This window comes from Gammaproteobacteria bacterium, assembly GCA_028819075.1.
In the GTDB taxonomy this organism is placed as follows: domain Bacteria; phylum Gemmatimonadota; class Gemmatimonadetes; order Longimicrobiales; family Gaopeijiaceae; genus BD2-11.
On record JAPPMM010000031.1, the window covers coordinates 1 to 17930 of the forward strand.

Below are 17930 nucleotides of genomic sequence, written 5' to 3' on the forward strand. Positions count from 1 at the left end.
CAGATCGTGCAGTCCATCGAACGAGAGGAATCGAACGATGGCACGCACGAGAAAATGCCGCCGGAGCTACGGCGCCGGCGAGTGGGGCCGGAACAGGGTCCGGATCTTCCCGGACCCGAAGACCGGCAACTTCCAGATTGAGTGGCGCGAGAACGGGCGAAGGCTCACCCGGTCGCTCGGACACCGCGACTGGGCGAGGGCGAAACGGCAGGCGGACGAATTCGCCGCCGGGTTCGCCGGACCCGAGATCGGGGGCAAGGCGGAAGCCGAGCCCGAGCCGCTCACGCTGGAGAAGCTCTTTGACATCTACGGTGAGGAGGTCACGCCCACCAAGGGCGAGTGCTCCCGGCAATACGACCGGGGTGCATTGGCGATGTTCCTCCGGTTCTTCGGGAAGGACCGGAAGCCCGCAACGCTTTCCCAGCGCGACTGGGACCGGTTCATCCGGGCGAGGCGGGCGGGCAGGGTCGGACCGAGCGGGAGACCCGTTTCCAACAGGACGGTCGAACGAGACCTGCGGTTCCTGCTCGCGGTCCTCAACTGGGCCGCACGGTCGCGGAACGAGGCGGGAAGGCTTCTCCTCGACTCCAACCCTCTGAAGGGCTTGAGGGTGCCCAGGGAGAAGAACCCAACCCGGGTGATTCTCTCTCAAGCGGAGTACGAGGCGCTGCTCCGGGTGTCCGCCCAGATCGATTGGCGCTTTCGCGTGGCGCTCGTGCTCGCGCACGAAACGGGCCACCGAATCGGCGCAATCCGCCACCTGAGGTGGTGCGACATCGACACGGGAGCCGGGGTGATTTGGTGGCGTGCGGAGCACGATAAGACAGGGTTCGAGCATCGGACACCCGTGACCGACGAGGCGCTAAGAGTGCTGGAAGAGGCGCGGAAGGCGAACCCCGGGAACGGCGACGCTCCCGTGCTGCCCGCGCGCAGGGACTCCGCGGGGAGCGTGAGCCACGCGGCGGCGCGCGACTGGTGGAAAAAGGCCGAAGCGCTCGCCGGGCTGGAGCGCATGCGCGGCAGGGGCTGGCATTCGCTGAGGCGCAAGTTCGCCTCGGACCTGATGGACCAGCCGCTGAAGGTGCTCTGCGAACTGGGAGGCTGGAGGACGGCACAGACGGTGCTCCAGTGTTACCAGAGACCCGACGAGGACCGGCTCAAGAAGGCGCTCGCGGCGCGGCGGATCCACCCTTCCGCCAGTTAGCGGGAGTCAATCGGCGGGACCCGGGCCGCCAAATCGTGTAACTTCAACCGGGGCAAGCGGAATCAATTCCGAAACGTTCTGCCAAAATGGCAGACGGGAGGATGATCTGAACAGGGAGCCCGGCGGGCCCGACCTGCTGATCCGCAACGTTCACGTCGCCACCATGGCGGACACGGGCGAGGCGTACGGCGTGGTGCGCGATGGCCTGGTGGCGGTCGCCGGTGGGCGGATCACCTGGGTCGGGGCCGCGCGCGGGGCCCCCCGCGAGTTGGCTGCGGACACCTCCCGCACCCTGGATGGACGAGGTGGCTGGCTCACCCCCGGGCTCATCGACTGCCATACCCACCTCGTCTTCGCGGGAACGCGCGCGGACGAGTTCGAGATGCGCCTGCGGGGCATGAGCTACAAGGAGATCGCGCTGGCCGGCGGCGGCATCCGCTCCACCGTGGCGGCGACCCGCGCAGCTACGGAAGAGCAGCTATGCGATGCATCCTCCTGGAGACTTGAAACTCTTGCAGCGCATGGTGTTACCACGGTTGAGATAAAGTCCGGTTACGGGCTGGATGTCGACACCGAACTGAGGATGCTGCGGGCCGCCCGCACCCTGGGTGAACGCCTCGATGTACGCGTGTCCCGCACCCTCCTCGCCGCGCACGCGCTCCCGTCCGAATACCAGGATCGCCGCGACGCCTACCTCGACCTGGTGTGCGGGACGATGATTCCCCGCGCGGCCGCCGATCGGCTCGCCCACGCCGTGGACGCGTTCTGCGAGGGCATCGGGTTCACCGTGGCGGAGTGCGCGCGCGTCTTCGATGCGGCGGCGGCCCACGGGCTCCCGGTGCGTCTGCACGCCGACCAGCTCTCGCCGTTCGGGGGGGCCGAACTCGCCGCCCGCTACCGCGCCCGCTCGGCCGACCACCTGGAGTACGCGACGGAGGCGGGGTGCCGCGCAATGGCTGCCGCCGGGACCACCGCGGTCCTCCTCCCGGGGGCGTATTACACTCTGGGCGAGTCCCGCCGGCCGCCCGTGGATGCAATGCGGCGTCACAGCGTGCCGATCGCGGTCGCGACCGACCTCAACCCCGGTTCGTCCCCCGTCACATCGCCTTTGCTCGCGATGAACATGGCCTGCGTCCTCTTCGGCCTGACGCCCGAGGAAGCGCTCGCCGGGATGACGCGCCAGGCCGCGCCGGTGCTGGGCCTGCAGGGGGAGGTGGGCGTAGTATCGCCGGGCGCGTGCGCGGATCTGGCGCTCTGGGACGTGGACCATCCCTCGGAGCTGAGCTACTGGATCGGCGCCAACCCCTGCCGGGCCGTGGTCCGGGGCGGCGAGGTGTTCCACGGCGACTTGCTCCACGGTACCCGATGAATCCGACGCTCTCGAACGAGGAACGCGCGGTCCTGGACGGCGAGCGCGGCCCCGCTCCGAAGTTGGCGATGCGCATCGTGGTGCGAATGGCGCGCATCCTCGGGGCGCGTGAGCTGGTGCCCGTGGCCTCCGCCCACATCGACGGCTGCCTCTACCACGGCGACGGGGGCGTCGAATTCGCCGAGCAGCTCGTTGCCCTGGGCGGGAAGGTGGCCGTGCCCACCACGCTGAACGTCGGTGCCCTCGACCTGCTCAACCCGCGCCGGGTGCGCTCCGCCGGCCATCGCCGGGAGATGGCGCTCCGGCAGATGCGGGCCTACGAGGCCCTGGGCTGCCGCCCCACCTGGACCTGCGCGCCCTACCAGGCGGGACATCGACCCGAGGGCGGACAGGACGTCGCCTGGGGCGAGAGCAACGCCGTGGTCTTCGCCAACTCGGTGCTCGGCGCGCGCACCAACCGCTATGGCGACTTCATGGACATCTGCTGCGCGCTGGCGGGCCGCGCGCCCCGCACCGGCCTGCACCTGGAGGAGAACCGGCGGGCCACCGTCGTGGTGGACACCGGCGCGATCAACCCGGCGCTCAAGGAGCGCGACGTGTTCTACCCGGTGCTGGGCACCTGGCTCGGCGCCACCGTCGACGAACGGGTCGCGGTCGTGACCGGACTGCCCGAGACGGCGACCGAGGACCAGCTGAAAGCCATGGGGGCGGCTTCCGCGTCATCCGGCGCGGTCGGGCTCTTCCACGTGGAGGGCGTCACCCCGGAGGCCCCGAACCTCGCAGCGGCGCTCGGTGGCCGGGCGCCCGAGGCCGTCCTCACGCCCGACGCGCGCGAACTGCGGCGGGTGCGGGACGCGCTCAGCACCACCGGCACGGCGCAACTCGACGCCGTCGCGCTCGGCAGCCCGCACTTCTCCCGCGACGAGTTCTCGCTTCTCGAGGCGCTGCTTCCCCGCGAGCCCTTCAGGATTCCCTTCTACGTCTGCACGGGAAGGGCGGAGTACGAGCGGCTGGAAACCAGCGGACGCCTGCGTCGATTCGAGGAGGCCGGGGTCGAGATCGTGGCCGACACCTGCGTCGTGGTCGCGCCCATCCTGCCCGCCCGTGGCAGCGTGCTGATGACGAACTCCGGCAAGTTCGCGCACTACACCCCCGCCACCACTGGCTACGATGTGGTCTACGGGAGCCTGGAAGACTGCGTGCGCTCCGCCGCAACCGGGCGCGTCACCCGCGACGAGGGCCTGTGGAGCTGAGCGGCGCGCCCGTGCACGCGGGCGAGGGCAGGGGCCCGCTGCTTGTGCTCCGGCGTCCCCTCAGCTTCTGGGGAGGCGTGGATCCCGAGACGGGGCGCGTGTCCGACCCCCGGCATCCGCAATACGGCGAACCGTTGGGTGGCCGCATCCTGGTCATGGAGCGCGCGATCGGCTCCAGCTCCTCCAGCGCCATCATGCTTGAGCTGCTGCGCAACGATGTCGCCCCGGCCGCCATCGTCCTCGGCTCCACCGACGCGATCCTGGTGCTGGGGGTCCTGGTCGCCGAGGAACTCGGCTACCCGAGCATCCCGCTCGTTGATGTGGGCAGGGATGGCTTCAAGCGGATCCGGGACGGCAAGGGAGGACATGGGCAGGTGCGAGCGCTAGCGCGGACGGCCATCCTGAGGGTGGCCTAGTCTTAGCCAAGCTAGACTAGACTAATCAAGGGCGGGACCGGTGGGGCTCCCGGTGCTACGGCAGCCCGTACCTCTCCAGGTATTGCAGGTCGAACTCGTCCATGCGCACCACGTAGACCACGCCTTCGCCGAACGCCACCACGCGGCGCTCCATCGGCAGTTCAATGGTCGCCGTGCGCGTCCCGGAGCCGTCGAAGAGATCGTATGCGGGGGCATTGCCCGCCGCGGTATGGCGGCGCACCCAGGCGCGGCCCGCCGGGTCGACGGGGATGCGCTGGAAGAACGCCGGCTTGCTGTCGGGCCACTGGTAGCTGTCCAGGTCGTCGTTGCCCGGGGCCCCGCCGCGGCCCGCGCGTATGTTCATCACGCCGTTGACCCCGGTGGCCTGGATGGTCATGCCGCCGCCCGTCTCGGCCTGGGCGTCGCGCCACTCCTCCATCTCGGCCCTTCCGATGCCCACCGGCGAATACGCGTACGCCGGCCCGCGCGTGACCTCGCCGTCAGGCGCGAACCACTCCACCCAGAACTCCCCGGATCCGGGGACCGAGCGGGCGGTCACCACCCGGCCATCCGCCGCCACGCCCCACGCGTCGGCGGGCGACAGCGGAATCGGCGAGATCGACACGTTCTGGTTGCCCGCTCCGCCCGAGGTGCGGCGGGTGCGGTCGGTCAGCTTGACGCTCGCCAGCGTGTCAACCGCCTCCGTCTCCAGGTCGTAGCGGAGAACCTGCGAGGAGTCGGCCACCTCTCCCCCCGCGCTCATCCCGAAGCCCTGGAAGTAGATGCCTCCGCTCGCGTCCACGCCCTGCGGAATCGCGAGCATGATCGGCGCCCCCATCCGGAACGCACCCAGCATGTAGGGCCGCGTGTCGCCGAAGCTCAGGTCCGCGCCCATCTCGGTCAGGCGCCCGTTGCCGAGGTCCACCAGGAGGGACCTGTCGCCCGGCAGCGGCCAAACCGCGTCCGGCTGGCGGTATTCCGCGGGTCCCTCGCCCACTTGGCCGACGGTGACGGTGGTCCCGGCCTCCATATCGACCATCAGCAGCGTCTGCCCCAGCGGATCCGCCACCAGCACCCGACCGTCCGGCAGCTCGCGCACGGTCTGGATCACGGCGAACTCGTGTTCGAGCGCCGCCTGTGCCGGACCGAGGCCGGTGCGATCTTCTTCGGTGCCCGCGCTGCCACAGGCCGCGGCGGCGATCAGCGCAAGGGCTGCGCCGACTCCCCGCAGCGCGAGCCGGGTCGGATATCGGAAACGGATGCGTTCGGCCTTGTCGTTCATGGTCTCGAAGTACCTCCGTGAGCAGGTCGGGAGAACGCGGTCGGGCTCGCCCGCAACAGGGTGCCACGAGTCGGTGCCGGCGTCTGGAAGCCGACGCAGCCCGCAGTCGGCTCGTCCATGGGACTCGAACCGTGTCCGCGTGGTTGCACGGGCCGGGACCAAGATGAGCAGTGGCCGTGGACTCGTCCACCCGAGGCGAGGCGCGTGATCCATCGGATGCCATGTGCCTTACATCCGGGGACCCGATGACTTCGCGGAAATGCGCTGCCTGATCCCCGCGCGCGCTCAGGGGTAGACGAAGCCGGCAGGTTGCGGCCAGCTTTGCGGCACCGGGTGTCTCCATGTTCGGGGATTCCGCCCGGGGCCGGTCCCCTCGTCGCGGTGGCGGGGGAGCGCGACCCCAACGGCATCCCGTCCCTTTCACGCCGCGACGAAGAGGCTACGACTCACCCATGAGGCGCATCGCACGGTTTGCGTGGGTCCTGCTTCGTCTGCTGCCGTTCCTGATCGCGTTCCTGCGCGACCGCCGGCGCTGGATCGTGGTCGGGCGCCCCGCGCGCCGAGGGCCGGGACACCACGAGCGCCGCGCCGCCCGCCTGGTCGGGACCATCGCTGCCCTCGGACCCGCCTTCATCAAGCTGGGGCAGATGTTCGCCTCGCGCGCCGACATCCTTCCCGAGCCCTATCTCACCGCCGTGGGCACGCTCCGCGACCAGGTGCCGCCCGCTTCCCCGGACGCGATCGTGGGCGTGATCGAGAAAGAGCTCGGCGCGAGGCTCCCGGACCTCTTCGAGAGCTTCGACCGCGAACCCATCGCCGCGGCCAGCCTAGGACAGGTGCACCGGGCCCGGCTCGACGGACGCGACGTGGCGGTAAAGGTCCTCCGTCCGCGCGTGGAGCAGCGGGTCGCGCTGGACGTGGATACCGCGTTCCGGATCGTCTTCTGGCTGAACGTCCTGTTTCCCAACCATCACATGCGGGCGCTGGCCAACGTGATCCGCGAATTCTCGGTGAAGGTGCGGGAGGAGATGGATCTGCGGGTGGAAGCCGAGAACACCCGGCGCTTCCGGCGCGCCTTCGCCCGGGACCGCGCCGTCAGGGCGCCGCGCGTCTTCGACGACATGACCACCCGGCACGTGATGGTGATGCAGTACATGGAGGGCATCCGCATCGATCGCCTGGGAGACCGCGTGCGCCGGGGACGCCCTTCGGCGAGCCTGCTCATGGAAAGGCTGTCCTCCGTATACCTGCGCATGATGATGATGGACGGCTTCCTGCACGCCGATCCTCATCCGGGGAACCTGCTGGTGGCGGAGGACGGATCGCTCGTGGTGCTCGACTGGGGCGCCGTCATCGAGGTGCCGCGCTGGACCCGCCAGAGCCTGCTCGGCCTTTCGATGGCCGTGGTGCGGGAGGACATCGACGGCGCCATCGGCGCCATGTACCGGCTGGGGATGATCGGCCCGGAGGTGTCGCGCGGGGAGATCCGCGAGGCGGCGGCGGAGATCGTGCGGGTGGTGGAGGGAGCGCGCAAGGACGGACAGGCCGGCCGACGGCGCGTTCAGGAGAGCGTGCGCGAGGTGCTGGACACCTTCTACACCTGGCCCCTCATGCTCCCGCGCGAGCTCGTCTACCTGTTCCGCACGCTGGTGCTGCTCGAGGGCATCGGAGCCGCCTACGACGCGCGCTTCGACTCCTTCGCCGTCTTCCGCAGGGTGGTGGGCGCGCACCGGGGCGAGATCCTGCGCACCGCGGGCCGGGAACCGGTCGCCATCGCGAAGGACGTGTGGTCCGAGACCAGCGGGCTGGTGCGTTCCGCGCGCGCGCTGCTGGTGCGGGCCGAGCGCGAGAACCTGCGGGTGCGGGTACATCCGCGCGACATCCAGGGCATCGAACGCTCCCTCACGCTGCTGGGCCGACGGCTGCTGCTGTCGATCTTCGCCGCCTCCACCGCCATCATCTCCGCCATCATCTACATCTCGCTCGACAACGTCTGGGTGCTGGCCGCCGGGCTGCTTGCCGCGCTGGTGCTGTTCCTGGTCGTGCTGGTGGTCCCCGCGCACCTGCTTGACAACCCGTTGCGCCACGCGCGCGGGCTGGGGTCGCGTCGATGGCAGCCGTAGCGGGCCGGGCGCAAGCCCCGGAGCGCGAGATGGCGCGCTCGCTCGCTGAGGGGTGCGGCGCGGGTGAGCGGGCGGCGCTGGCGCGGGCCATTTCGGTGGTGGAGGACCGCCGCCCGGGCTTCCGCGAACTGCTGGCACAGGTGACCGGGCACGGCCGCCGGGCCCACCGGACGGGGATCACCGGGCCGCCCGGGGCGGGGAAGTCGACCCTGGCGGCGGCGCTCGCCCGGGTTTGGCGCGACGCGCGCGAGGAGGTGGCGATCGTGGCGGTGGATCCCACTTCGCCCTACTCAGGGGGCGCGCTGCTGGGAGACCGCGTGCGCATGGCGCCGCTCCGGCTCGACCGGGGCGTCTTCATCCGCTCGATGGCGACGCGCGGGGCGGGCGGCGGCCTGGCCGAGGCGGTGCACGACGTGATCGACCTCATGGAGGGGAGCGGATTCGGCCGCATCCTTCTGGAAACGGTGGGGGTCGGCCAGACCGAGCTGGGGGTGGCGGAAGCGGCCGACACCGTGGTGGTGGTGCTCACGCCCGAATCGGGCGACGAAGTGCAGGCCATGAAGGCCGGGCTTGCCGAGGTGGCCGACATCTTCGTGGTGAACAAGGCCGACCGCCCGGAGGCTCGCGCGCTCGTGGGGCGGCTGCGCGATGCGGTCGGGCTGGGTCGCGGCCGGGGTGGCGGGGCCCGCGGCGCCGACGTGCTCGCGGAGGAGGCCAACGCGCGTGGATGGAACGCCCCCGTGCTCACTGCGGTCGCCACCGCGGGCGAAGGGATCATCGCGTTGGCGGACGCCATAGAGGACCACCGCCGCAGCCTCGCGGAATCGGGGGCGCTGGAGGCGCGCCGCATCGCCCGCGCGGAGGCGCGCATCCGGGCGGAAGTGCGCGCCGCTCTGGAGGCACACCTGGGCCGGGTTGCGGGGGGCGGCGGCTTCGCGGACGCGGCGCGGATGGTGGCCGGCGGGCGGGAGACGGTGTACGAAGCGGCTCAACGCCTGCTCGGCGGAGGAGGTATCCTGTCCCAGGACCTGGAGTCATGATCACGACACACCGCAGGATTCGCGTCCTGGTGGCGAAACCGGGACTGGACGGCCACGACCGTGGGGCGCGCGTCATCGTGAGCGCCTTCCGCGACGCGGGCTTCGAGGTGGTCTACACCGGTCTTCATCAGACGCCGGAGGCCATCGTCGAGGCCGCCCTGCAGGAGGACGCGGACGTGGTGGCGCTGTCGATTCTCTCGGGCGCCCACATGACCCTCCTGCCCCGGGTGAAGGCACTCCTCGACGAGGCGGGGCTGGGCGACGTTCTGGTGACCGGAGGCGGCATCATCCCGGACGAGGATGCGGAGGCGCTCCACTCCGCGGGCATCGGCCGGCTCTTCGGGCCGGGCACGCGCACCGGGGACGCGGTCGCCTACATCCGCACCTGGTTCGCTTCGTCGGGGCGGGCAGCCACGTGAGCCCGCGCAGCGCGGGATCGACTCGTACCGCGAAGGCCGGGCGCCCGTCCGCGGGGGACCCCGCCGTCCCCCGGGTGCGCCGGCTCGCCGAGGAGCTCGAGGAGCTGCGGGCGCGCCTGCGGCTGGGAGGCGGGACGAAGCGGATCGAGCGCGAGCACGCCCGGGGCAAGTGGACGGCCCGCGAACGGGTCGCCGCGCTGCTCGACCCCGGCGAGACCTTCGTCGAGATCGGCCTGCTGGTGGCGCACGACCTCTACGACGGGCGGGCGCCCGCCGCCGGGGTGGTCACCGGCGTGGGCCGGATCCATGGGCGCGAGGTGGTCGTGGTCGCCAACGACGCGACCGTCAAGGCGGGGGCCTGGTGGCCCGAGACCATCGCCAAGATCCTGCGCGCGCAGGAGATCGCCATGCGCTGCCGCATCCCCATCGTCTATCTCGTGGACTCGGCGGGGGTCAACCTGCCGTACCAGGGAGGCGTCTTCCCCGGGAAGTACGGGGCGGCGCGCATCTTCTACTACAACTCGCTCATGCGCCGCTACCTGGGCATCCCCCAGATCGCCGCGGTCATGGGCCCCTGCATTGCGGGCGGCGCCTACCTGCCCGCGCTCTCGGACGTGATCGTCATGGTCGAGGGCACCAGCTTCATGGGGCTCGGGGGTCCCAACCTCGTCAAGGGCGCCATCGGGCAGACGGTCGAGGCGGAGGAACTGGGGGGCGCGCGCATGCATACGTCGGTCAGCGGGGTCGCCCATTACCTCGCGAAGGACGATCCGGCCTGCATCGAGAAGATCCGCGTGCTGATCGAAGCCCTGCCGCGCGGCGACGGCTCCGGGGCCGTGTCCGGACAGGCGTTGCGCCCGGACGCCACCGGCTCCGCCGGATCGCGGCACGGGCGCGCGTCTGCCCGCATCGGCCCGGCCCGCCCCGCGGAGGACCTCTACGAGCTCCTCCCCGACGATCACCGGCATCCCTACGACATGCCGGGGGTGCTGCGCTGCATCCTGGACGAGCCGGGGCTGGTGGAGTATCAGCCTGAATACGCCCCGGAGATGATGTGCGGAACCGGCGCCATCGACGGGATGCAGATCGCGGTCATCGCCAACGCGCGCGGAATGGTGCGCGATGCGGAGGGTGGGCCGCCCCGGTTCGGAGGCATCGTCTATACGAAAAGCGCGGAAAAGGTCGCCGGCTTCATCGAGACCATGAATCGCCGCCGCAGGCCGCTGCTCTTCGTGCAGGACGTGTCGGGCTTCATGGTGGGGCCGAAGGCGGAGCGCTCGGGCATCATCCGCGCGGGCGCGCACTTCGTGGAGGCGATGGCGAGCGCGACGGTGCCCAAGCTGGTGCTGACCCTCAACCACGCCTCCGGGGCGGGCTACTACGCGATGGCGGGCCAGGGCTTCGATCCGGACTTCATCCTTTCCCTTCCGACGGGGAGGATGGGGGTGATGGAGGGCGAGAGCGCGGTCATGGCGCTCTTCAGCCGGCAGCTCGAGGAGCTGCGCGAGCGCGGCGAAGTGCCGGACGAGGACTTGCGCACGCGCATGGACGAGGTGCGGGAGGACTACGACCGTCAGCTGGATGCCCGCTTCGCCGGCGCCCGCGGCTTCGTCGACGAAGTCGTGCTGCCCGAGGAACTGCGCGGAGCACTGGCGCTGCTGCTGCGGGCGGCGCTCAACAACCCGGGGCCGCACCTGGGAGCGTTCCACCTGCCGCCGGGCGTGTCGTGAGGGAGAGAGGTGGCGGCGCGCGCACGGTGCGCGTCGCGGGCGCCGGCGGATTCTGGGGCGACGACCTCGATGCGCCGGTACGGCAGGTTGAAGAGGGACCGATCGACTACCTGGTCATGGACTACCTGGCCGAGGTGACCATGTCGATTCTGCACAAGCAGCGCGCCCGCGACCCGGAGGCGGGATACGCGCGCGACTTCGTCTCGCTGATGGAGCGCATCCTGCCGGCGTGCCTGGAGCGCGGCATCCGGGTGGTCGCCAACGCCGGCGGGGTCAATCCCGGAGGATGCGCCGGCGAGGTGGCGCGGGCGGCCCGGCGCGCGCGGGTGGGCGGCCGCCTGCGGCTGGGGATCGTGACCGGCGACGACCTCATGCCCCGGCTGGACCAGCTGCTCGCCGCCGGCCACGAGTTGCGCAACATTGAGACCGGCGAGCCGCTGGCGGGCATCCGCGAGCGGGTGACGGGGGCGAACGTCTACCTGGGCGCCTTCCCGATCGCTCAGGCGCTGGGGCGGGGCGCCCACGTGGTGGTTACGGGTCGCTGCGTGGACGCGGCGCTCACGCTGGCGCCCCTGCTGCACGAGTTCGGCTGGGCGGCGGACGACCACGACCGTCTGGCCGCCGGGGTGGTGGCGGGGCACGTCAACGAATGCGGCGCCCAGTGCACCGGCGGGAACGCCATGCCGGAGTGGTGGAGCATCCCCGACCTCGACCGGGTCGGCTTCCCCATCATCGAGGCCGAGCCCTCCGGCGACTTCGTGGTCACCAAGCACGACGGGTCCGGGGGGCGCGTGAGCCCCGCCACCGTCACCGAGCAGATCGTGTACGAGATCGGCGACCCGGCCGCCTATCCCACCCCGGACGTGGTCGCGGACTTCACCACCGTCCACCTGAGCGGGGCGGGGAAGGACCGAGTGCGGGTGACGGGTGCGCGTGGGCGCCCGCCCACCGGCTGGCTCAAGGCTTCCATCGTGTACGCGGGCGGGTGGCGGGCGGTCGGCACGCTCGTGTACGCCTGGCCGGATGCGGCCGCCAAGGCGCGCGCGGCCGCCCGCGTCCTGCGGGCCCGCCTGGACCGGCTGGGGCTCCGCTTCGACGAGGTGCGCACCGACCTCGTGGGTTGGGATTCGACGCACGGGCCGCTGGCGGGCCCGCCGCCGCCGGATCTGCCCGAAGTGCAGTTGCGGGTCGCCGTGCGCGGCAGCGAGCGCGCCCCGGTGGAGCGCTTCACCCGCGAGGTCGCCCCGCTGGTGCTGACCGGCCCGCCCTCCGTCACCGGCTTCGGGGAGGGGCGCCCGCGCGTGCGCGAGGTCGCCGCCTTCTGGCCCGCGTTGGTGCCGCGCGACGCGGTGGAGCCCTTCGTACGCGTGGAGACGCGCGAGGCATGATCGTCGCTCGCCGGGCATGCAACGGGGGATTCGTCCCACGGCGATGGCGGCCCGGACTCCAGAGGACCGCTGACCGTTTCCCTTCCGCGTCCGGGGCTGCAATCTTGTCTGGGGCGCTCGCATGCCGGACCGGAGCAAGCGGGCGCGAAGCCCCCGGGAGGCCCTGACCATGGCGGCCGTCAAACTGGTCGAACTCGCGCACGCGCGCTCGGGCGACAAGGGCGATGTGGTCAACATCGGTGTGGTCGCCTATGATCCCGAACACTATCCGCTGCTCGTCCAGGCGCTGACCGCCGGACGGGTACAGGAGCACTTCGGCGACATGGTCAAAGGGAAGGTGGTGCGCTACGAGCTTCCCAACCTGCACGCCCTCAACTTCGTGCTGCCCGGGGCGCTCGGCGGCGGGGGAACCGTGTCGCTGATGATGGACGCGCAGGGCAAGGTGTTTTCGACTGCGCTGCTGCGCATGGATGTGGAAGTGCCGGACGAGGTCGCGGGACGCGTGCGGGGGCGGGGCAGGATCCCGCAGTCGCCTGACCCAAATGGGGAGGACACGCACGGATGAGCGCTGAAGAGCGGTTGCTGCACCGAGTCGAGAACCGGGTGTTGACGCTGACCCTCAACCGCCCGCACAAACGCAACGCGCTCGACTCGCACACGGTGCAGGCGCTGAAGGCGGCGCTCGTTCAGGCGCGCAGCGACTCGGCCGTGCGTGTCGTGCTTCTGAGGGGGGCCGGACCCGACTTCTGCGCCGGCGCAGACCTGGTGGAGATGGACCGCATCACCAGCATGGGACCGGAGAAGATCCATGCCGACGCGCTGCGAATGGGCGATCTCTTCGTCCAGATGCGCGACCTGACCAAGCCGCTGGTCGCGGCGGTTCACGGCCGGGCTCTCGGCGGCGGATGCGGCCTCGCAACCGCCTGCGATGTCGTCCTTGTCCGCGAGGATGCGGAATTGGGCTACCCGGAAGTGCACCTGGGCTTCGTGCCCGCCCTGGTGATGACCGTGCTCCGGCGCAAGGTGCCGGAAGGACGCGTGTTCGAGTTGGCGACTCTCGGCGAACGCTTCTCCGCAGCCGATGCCCTGGCTTGGGGAATCGCGACCCGGGTGATCTCCGCGAACGACTTCGAGGAATCGGTCATGGCCTACGCCAAGGAACTGGCCCGGCGGGCTCCCTCCTCCGTCGCCCTTTCCAAGACGCTGCTCTACGACCTCGACAGTGTGGGCTTCAAGGATGGCATCGCGCGGGCTGCCCAGATCAACGTTGCCGCCCGCCTGACGCACACCTGCCGGGAAGGGGTGCGCAGATTCCTCGAGCGCAAGAAGCGGGACTGACCGTGCTGTTCATCTTTGCGAGCCGCTCACGTCCACGGGAGGACCGCTATCTGCACGCGCGCGTCGCGCTGATGTGCGTGGGCGCCGGGCTTGGACTCGCGGGAATGCTGCTCGACATCGGCTGGCTGATCTGGATCGCGCTCGCCGCCCTGCTGGCCGGCCTCGCGTTGCGCCACCTGCGCGCCCGCGGCCGGGACGACCCGTCCGACTCCGGTCCTCAGGCCTCGGCCCCGTAGGGCAGCATCGAGGGCGCCGCAAGCAGCAGGGCCACCAGTGCGGCCCGCTCCGGCATGCGCTCCAGAACCACGTGTTCGTGGCTGGCGTGCGCGCCCGCTCCCACCGCGCCCAGACCATCGAGGGTGGGCGTGTACAGGCTCGTGGTGTTGCCGTCCGATCCCCCGCCGGAGGACGACTCCTCCATCTCCAGCCCCAGTTGTGCCCCGGCCTCCCGCGCCAGGTCCCAGAGCCGGCGGTTGCCCGGGGTTTGCTCCATGGGAGGACGGTCCATCTCCCCCCGGATCTCGACCGAAGCCCCCGACGCCGTGGCCTCGATGGCGCGGATGGCCCGTTCGACCCTGCGCGCGTCGGCCAGGGTGGGCACGCGGACATCCACCTCGGCGCTCGCCTCCGGCGCGATCACGTTGGGGCGAATCCCGCCCTCGACCGTCCCCACGTTGACGTTCACGCCGCGGACGGGATCGTTGAGGGCGTGCAGCTTCCGGATTACGTGCGCGAGTTCCAGGATCGCGCTCACCCCCTTCTCCGGTTCAAGCCCCGCGTGCGCCGCCACGCCGGTAACGTGGACGGTGAAGTCCCCACCCCCCTTTCGGGTGGTCTTGAGCTTCCCGTTCTCGCCCAGGGACGGTTCGAGCACCAGCGCGCGGTCCGCCCGCATCGCGAGCCGCACGATATGCTCCCTGGAATCCGGGCTGCCGATCTCCTCGTCGGAGTTGTAGATGAAGACCGGCGTGACCTCGGGGTCGCCGACACAGTGCCTGAGAGCCTCCACGGCGAAGACGCCCTGAACCAGGCCCGCCTTCATGTCGAAGGTGCCGGGTCCGTACAGGCGCCCGCGGTCCATCCGCATGGGCATCTCCTCGAGGGTACCCACAGGCCAGATGGTATCCGTGTGCCCGAGGATGAGCTGGTAGGGGGCCGGATGGCGGCGCTCCCAGGGAGAGGCGTAAAGGATGCCGCCGGTCGTCCGTCCCGCGAGGATGCGGGAGCGGTACCCGATGTCGGCCAGCGCCTCGCGCAGGCGGGCCTGCACGGGTCGTTGCGAGGCGGCCAGCATGGAGGGCGACTCGAGTTCGACCAGCCGCTCCAGCAGGTCGCGCATCCGGTCACGGCGCGCGTGCAGGTAGTCGAGCACCCGCGCGCCCGTGCCTTTCTCCCAGGGTGATTCGGTCATCTCTCGGCCATTCCGCATTGCCTCGCTTCCGGTCTCCCGCCCAAACCTCAATATAACGCCGTTGAAACCGCTGGCAGGTTGGTTCCGGGCATGTATGTTTACGCCGCGACCGGGCAGGTGCCCGGAAGGCGCACCTGAGAAAGGAACAGGTGGCCTGACCCGTAGTCCGGGTGCCGACCCGGGAACAGGAGGAACCCGACACGTGTCTCCAACCCCGATGCGCGCGCTCTGCGTCCTGGTGCCTCTGCTGGCCGCCTGCGGGGGCGATGGCGGAGCACCGGTCTCCGCCGACGAGGGCACGTTCGTGATCCAGGACGCCACCATCGTCGACGGCACCGGCCGCGGCGGATTCACCGGATCGGTGCGCGTCGTTGGAGGCACGATCGCCGAGGTGACGCCCCACGGGGCCGGCGAAACTCCGTCTCCTTCCGACGGCGACCACGTCTACGATGCCGCCGGACTGGTGCTCGCCCCGGGTTTCGTCGACACCCACAGCCACCACGACGGCGGCCTCCTGATCGAGTTGACCGCGCTGGCCGCCGTAAGCCAGGGCATCACGACCATCGTGGTCGGGCAGGACGGAGGATCGCCGTTCCCGATCGCCGACTTCTTCGCCGCGCTGGAAGCGGCCCCCGCGGCGGTGAACGTGGCCTCGTACGCTGGACACGGAACGCTCCGCCGTCAGGTCATGGGTAGCGACTTCCGCCGCGAAGCGACCGAGCACGAGGTCGCGGCCATGCAGGCGCTCCTTGAGACAGAACTCGGCAGCGGTGCGCTCGGCCTCTCGACCGGACTCGAGTACGACCCCGGGATCTACTCGACCACGGACGAAGTCGTCGCGCTCGCCGGGACGGCGGCGGCCCACGGCGGCCGCTACATCTCGCACATGCGAAGCGAGGACCGGGGCCTGCGCGAAGCCATCGAGGAGACCATCGAAATCGCGGGGCGCGCCCGCCTGCCCGTGCAGATCTCGCACTTCAAGCTGGCCGCTCGGAGCCTCTGGGGACAGGCGGCAGAGATCCTGGCACGGCTCGATGCGGCGCGCGCCGAGGGTCTCGACCTAACGGCGGACGTCTATCCCTACGAGTACTGGCAGTCCACCATGACCGTCCTGTTCCCGGAGCGCGATTTCACGGACCGCGAGGCCGCGCGTTTCGCTCTGGAAGAGCTGGTCGCTCCCGAGGGGATGCTGATCGGGCGTTTCGAGCCCGATCCCGCCCTCGAAGGCAGGACCCTGGCCGACATTTCGCAGGAGCGAGGCACCGATCCCGTCACCACCTACCTCGATCTCATCGCCGAATCGCAGGCGGCGCGCGCCGAGGGCAGAGACGGAGGCGAGAGCATCGTCGCGACCAGCATGACCGTCGACGACATCGCCGCGCTGATGGCCTGGCCGCATGCCAACGTCGCGTCCGACGGCGGGCTGCGCGGCGCCCACCCTCGCGGGTTCGGCACCTACCCGAGGGTGCTCGGGCAATACGTGCGCTCGGAAGGTCGGCTCACCCTGGAGGAGGCCATCCACAAGATGACGGGGCTGGCGGCGGCGCACATGGGGTTCTCCGGCCGGGGCACGCTGGAAGTGGGCGCTGCCGCCGACCTCGTGCTCTTCAGCCCCGAGACCGTCATCGACCGCGCGACGACCGCGGAGCCCCACCTGACGTCGATCGGGATCGAGCGCGTATGGGTCGGAGGAACGGTCGTCTACGAGGACGGGGCTGTCACGGGAGCGCAACCGGGCGTGGTGCTGCGCCGCGAACAGCCCTGATCTCTTCCTAGCGCCGCACCCGCACCACGTCCCGCAACCGCTGGCGCACCTCATCGGCGACTCCGGCCTCCTCCAGCCGGCTCCACAGCCTCGCGATGGTGTTCGCGTCCACCCAGCCGGGCACGGAGGTCTGCCAGGCCTGAGCCGCGCGGAAGGCGTCCACGGCCTCGACCGTCTCGCGATCGTAGAGGAGCGCGTCCGTCGTTTCCATGGAAGGCGGCGGCGAGCCCGGCCGGTAGTATCCCAGCGCGTGCAGCATGACCTTTAGCTGCAGCACGTCGCGGCCGGCGAACTGCTGGAGGCTGCGGAAGCCGAGCGTCTCCGAGATGGTGTCGTAGATGCGCCGCACCTCCCTTATCGGTTCGGGGTGCTCGCACACGTTGATGTCGGTGGTCACCCCGTCCTGGCGGCGCGACATGCCGGGACGCGGGTCCGCGACCAGCACCGCGGCCGACTGGGTGCGGCCGTGGCGGCCGTCCCCGCCCAGCACCTGCCCGGCGTAGAGGGCCTCGATCAGCCGGTCCGCCAGGTGGCGCCCCGACCCCTCCGTTCTCTCGAACGCGACCGCGACCGAGTCCACCACGGCGGTGCTCACCAGCGCGTTGCCCTGCGCGGCGTAGTTGAGGCCCTTGCGCTCCCAGACCCAGTCACCCCTGTCTTCGGCGCCGTACTGGCCGGAGCCGGTCCACTGGGCCGACCGCCCCTGCATGTCGATCACGCCCACCTGCCTGCGTTCCCGCCCCTCGTCCGCCGCCACCACGCGGTCCATGGCCTCCTGGGGGGCCACGCCCTGCTCCAGAAGGTCGAGCAGATCGTGGCCGTACTCGAGCCGGGTCCCGCCCTGGGTAGCCACCGCCCCCACCCCTGGCCGCACCCACGGGACGGCGTTGCCCACGCACGCCACGCGCGTGGTGACCGCCACCCCGGACTCGCCGGTCACCGGGTCGATGCCGACGATCGAGAAGGTGTTGAACACAAGGTCCGCGCCCCAGCCCGCCGGCTCCTGGGCCGTCGCGGGCGCGGCGACGGTGAGCAGGAGGGGGACGACGAGCGCGGCGATGGCGCTTCGGGACAACGAGGGCGATCGGGACATGGCTACCTCCATCCTGGGCGCCAGGGGCTGCCGCGACCTGCCGGGACGGAACTGCGCCCACGCGGGCCGCGCGAGAGTCGGATCCCCGCCAACATGGCA

Annotated in this window: 16 protein-coding genes; 13 read left to right on the top strand and 3 right to left on the bottom strand. The window is 71.0% G+C overall.

Annotation, left to right across the window (positions count from 1 at the left end):
• The first annotated feature begins 37 nt into the window (after positions 1-37).
• The 4 genes from OXU32_07485 to OXU32_07500 all read left to right on the top strand — a co-directional run bounded on the left by OXU32_07485 (position 38) and on the right by OXU32_07500 (position 4242).
• Positions 38-1204 carry a tyrosine-type recombinase/integrase gene (locus OXU32_07485; GenBank protein MDE0073808.1) on the top strand — a complete coding sequence of 389 codons (1167 nt, stop codon included), beginning with the start codon at positions 38-40 and terminating at the stop codon, positions 1202-1204.
• 163 nt (positions 1205-1367) lie between these two features.
• The gene (gene hutI / locus OXU32_07490; protein MDE0073809.1) at positions 1368-2573 is read left to right on the top strand and encodes an imidazolonepropionase; all 1206 of its coding nucleotides are present in this window, start codon (positions 1368-1370) and stop codon (positions 2571-2573) included.
• The gene (locus OXU32_07495) at positions 2570-3826 is read left to right on the top strand and encodes an aconitase X catalytic domain-containing protein (protein ID MDE0073810.1); all 1257 of its coding nucleotides are present in this window, start codon (positions 2570-2572) and stop codon (positions 3824-3826) included. Before hutI ends, OXU32_07495 begins: the two co-directional genes overlap by 4 nt.
• Positions 3817-4242 carry a DUF126 domain-containing protein gene (locus tag OXU32_07500; GenBank protein MDE0073811.1) on the top strand — a complete coding sequence of 142 codons (426 nt, stop codon included), beginning with the start codon at positions 3817-3819 and terminating at the stop codon, positions 4240-4242. The genes OXU32_07495 and OXU32_07500 overlap by 10 nt, the downstream gene beginning before the upstream one ends.
• A gap of 55 nt (positions 4243-4297) precedes the next feature.
• On the opposite strand, the gene OXU32_07505 is transcribed toward OXU32_07500, so the two are convergent.
• Positions 4298-5524, bottom strand: a complete 1227-nt coding sequence (locus OXU32_07505; protein MDE0073812.1) for a hypothetical protein — start codon at positions 5522-5524, stop codon at positions 4298-4300.
• Positions 5525-5976: 452 nt separating this feature from the next.
• Between OXU32_07505 and OXU32_07510 the strand changes: the two genes are divergently transcribed.
• From OXU32_07510 to OXU32_07545, 8 genes are all read left to right on the top strand, one after another.
• Positions 5977-7647 (top strand): AarF/UbiB family protein, encoded by a 1671-nt coding sequence (locus OXU32_07510; protein ID MDE0073813.1) that lies wholly within the window; start codon positions 5977-5979, stop codon positions 7645-7647.
• A 29-nt stretch (positions 7648-7676) separates the two neighbouring features.
• Positions 7677-8687: a methylmalonyl Co-A mutase-associated GTPase MeaB gene (gene meaB / locus OXU32_07515; GenBank protein MDE0073814.1), complete on the top strand. Its 1011-nt coding sequence runs from the start codon at positions 7677-7679 to the stop codon at positions 8685-8687.
• Complete coding sequence (locus tag OXU32_07520; GenBank protein MDE0073815.1) at positions 8684-9106, top strand: cobalamin B12-binding domain-containing protein; 423 nt, start codon at positions 8684-8686, stop codon at positions 9104-9106. The genes meaB and OXU32_07520 overlap by 4 nt, the downstream gene beginning before the upstream one ends.
• Positions 9103-10836, top strand: a complete 1734-nt coding sequence (locus OXU32_07525) for an acyl-CoA carboxylase subunit beta (GenBank protein ID MDE0073816.1) — start codon at positions 9103-9105, stop codon at positions 10834-10836. Before OXU32_07520 ends, OXU32_07525 begins: the two co-directional genes overlap by 4 nt.
• A complete protein-coding gene (locus OXU32_07530) occupies positions 10833-12224 on the top strand; it encodes a DUF1446 domain-containing protein (GenBank protein ID MDE0073817.1) in 1392 nt (463 codons plus the stop codon). Before OXU32_07525 ends, OXU32_07530 begins: the two co-directional genes overlap by 4 nt.
• Positions 12225-12393: 169 nt before the next feature.
• A complete protein-coding gene (locus OXU32_07535; protein ID MDE0073818.1) occupies positions 12394-12789 on the top strand; it encodes a hypothetical protein in 396 nt (131 codons plus the stop codon).
• A complete protein-coding gene (locus OXU32_07540) occupies positions 12786-13562 on the top strand; it encodes an enoyl-CoA hydratase/isomerase family protein (GenBank protein MDE0073819.1) in 777 nt (258 codons plus the stop codon). Before OXU32_07535 ends, OXU32_07540 begins: the two co-directional genes overlap by 4 nt.
• A gap of 2 nt (positions 13563-13564) precedes the next feature.
• Positions 13565-13798 carry a hypothetical protein gene (locus OXU32_07545; GenBank protein MDE0073820.1) on the top strand — a complete coding sequence of 78 codons (234 nt, stop codon included), beginning with the start codon at positions 13565-13567 and terminating at the stop codon, positions 13796-13798.
• On the opposite strand, the gene OXU32_07550 is transcribed toward OXU32_07545, so the two are convergent.
• Entirely contained in the window at positions 13780-14973 is a 1194-nt protein-coding gene (locus OXU32_07550) for a M20 family metallopeptidase (GenBank protein MDE0073821.1), read from the bottom strand. The genes OXU32_07545 and OXU32_07550 overlap by 19 nt on opposite strands.
• 202 nt (positions 14974-15175) lie before the next feature.
• On the opposite strand from OXU32_07550, the gene OXU32_07555 reads away from it, so the two are divergent.
• Positions 15176-16738 carry a D-aminoacylase gene (locus tag OXU32_07555; GenBank protein ID MDE0073822.1) on the top strand — a complete coding sequence of 521 codons (1563 nt, stop codon included), beginning with the start codon at positions 15176-15178 and terminating at the stop codon, positions 16736-16738.
• Between the two features lie 7 nt (positions 16739-16745).
• Here the strand turns inward: OXU32_07555 and OXU32_07560 are convergent, their stop codons facing one another.
• The gene (locus OXU32_07560) at positions 16746-17831 is read right to left on the bottom strand and encodes a DUF1028 domain-containing protein (protein MDE0073823.1); all 1086 of its coding nucleotides are present in this window, start codon (positions 17829-17831) and stop codon (positions 16746-16748) included.
• Positions 17832-17930: the final 99 nt, after the last annotated feature.

Bases quoted from the DNA above. Each gene is read 5' to 3' on its own strand.
- OXU32_07485 (MDE0073808.1), top strand. From the start codon at position 38: ATGGCACGCACGAGAAAATGCCGCCGGAGCTACGGCGCCGGCGAGTGG.
- hutI (MDE0073809.1), top strand. From the start codon at position 1,368: ATGGCGGACACGGGCGAGGCGTACGGCGTGGTGCGCGATGGCCTGGTG.
- OXU32_07495 (MDE0073810.1), top strand. From the start codon at position 2,570: ATGAATCCGACGCTCTCGAACGAGGAACGCGCGGTCCTGGACGGCGAG.
- OXU32_07505 (MDE0073812.1), bottom strand. From the start codon at position 5,524: ATGAACGACAAGGCCGAACGCATCCGTTTCCGATATCCGACCCGGCTC.
- OXU32_07510 (MDE0073813.1), top strand. From the start codon at position 5,977: ATGAGGCGCATCGCACGGTTTGCGTGGGTCCTGCTTCGTCTGCTGCCG.
- meaB (MDE0073814.1), top strand. From the start codon at position 7,677: ATGGCGCGCTCGCTCGCTGAGGGGTGCGGCGCGGGTGAGCGGGCGGCG.
- OXU32_07520 (MDE0073815.1), top strand. From the start codon at position 8,684: ATGATCACGACACACCGCAGGATTCGCGTCCTGGTGGCGAAACCGGGA.
- OXU32_07535 (MDE0073818.1), top strand. From the start codon at position 12,394: ATGGCGGCCGTCAAACTGGTCGAACTCGCGCACGCGCGCTCGGGCGAC.
- OXU32_07540 (MDE0073819.1), top strand. From the start codon at position 12,786: ATGAGCGCTGAAGAGCGGTTGCTGCACCGAGTCGAGAACCGGGTGTTG.
- OXU32_07550 (MDE0073821.1), bottom strand. From the start codon at position 14,973: ATGACCGAATCACCCTGGGAGAAAGGCACGGGCGCGCGGGTGCTCGAC.
- OXU32_07560 (MDE0073823.1), bottom strand. From the start codon at position 17,831: ATGTCCCGATCGCCCTCGTTGTCCCGAAGCGCCATCGCCGCGCTCGTC.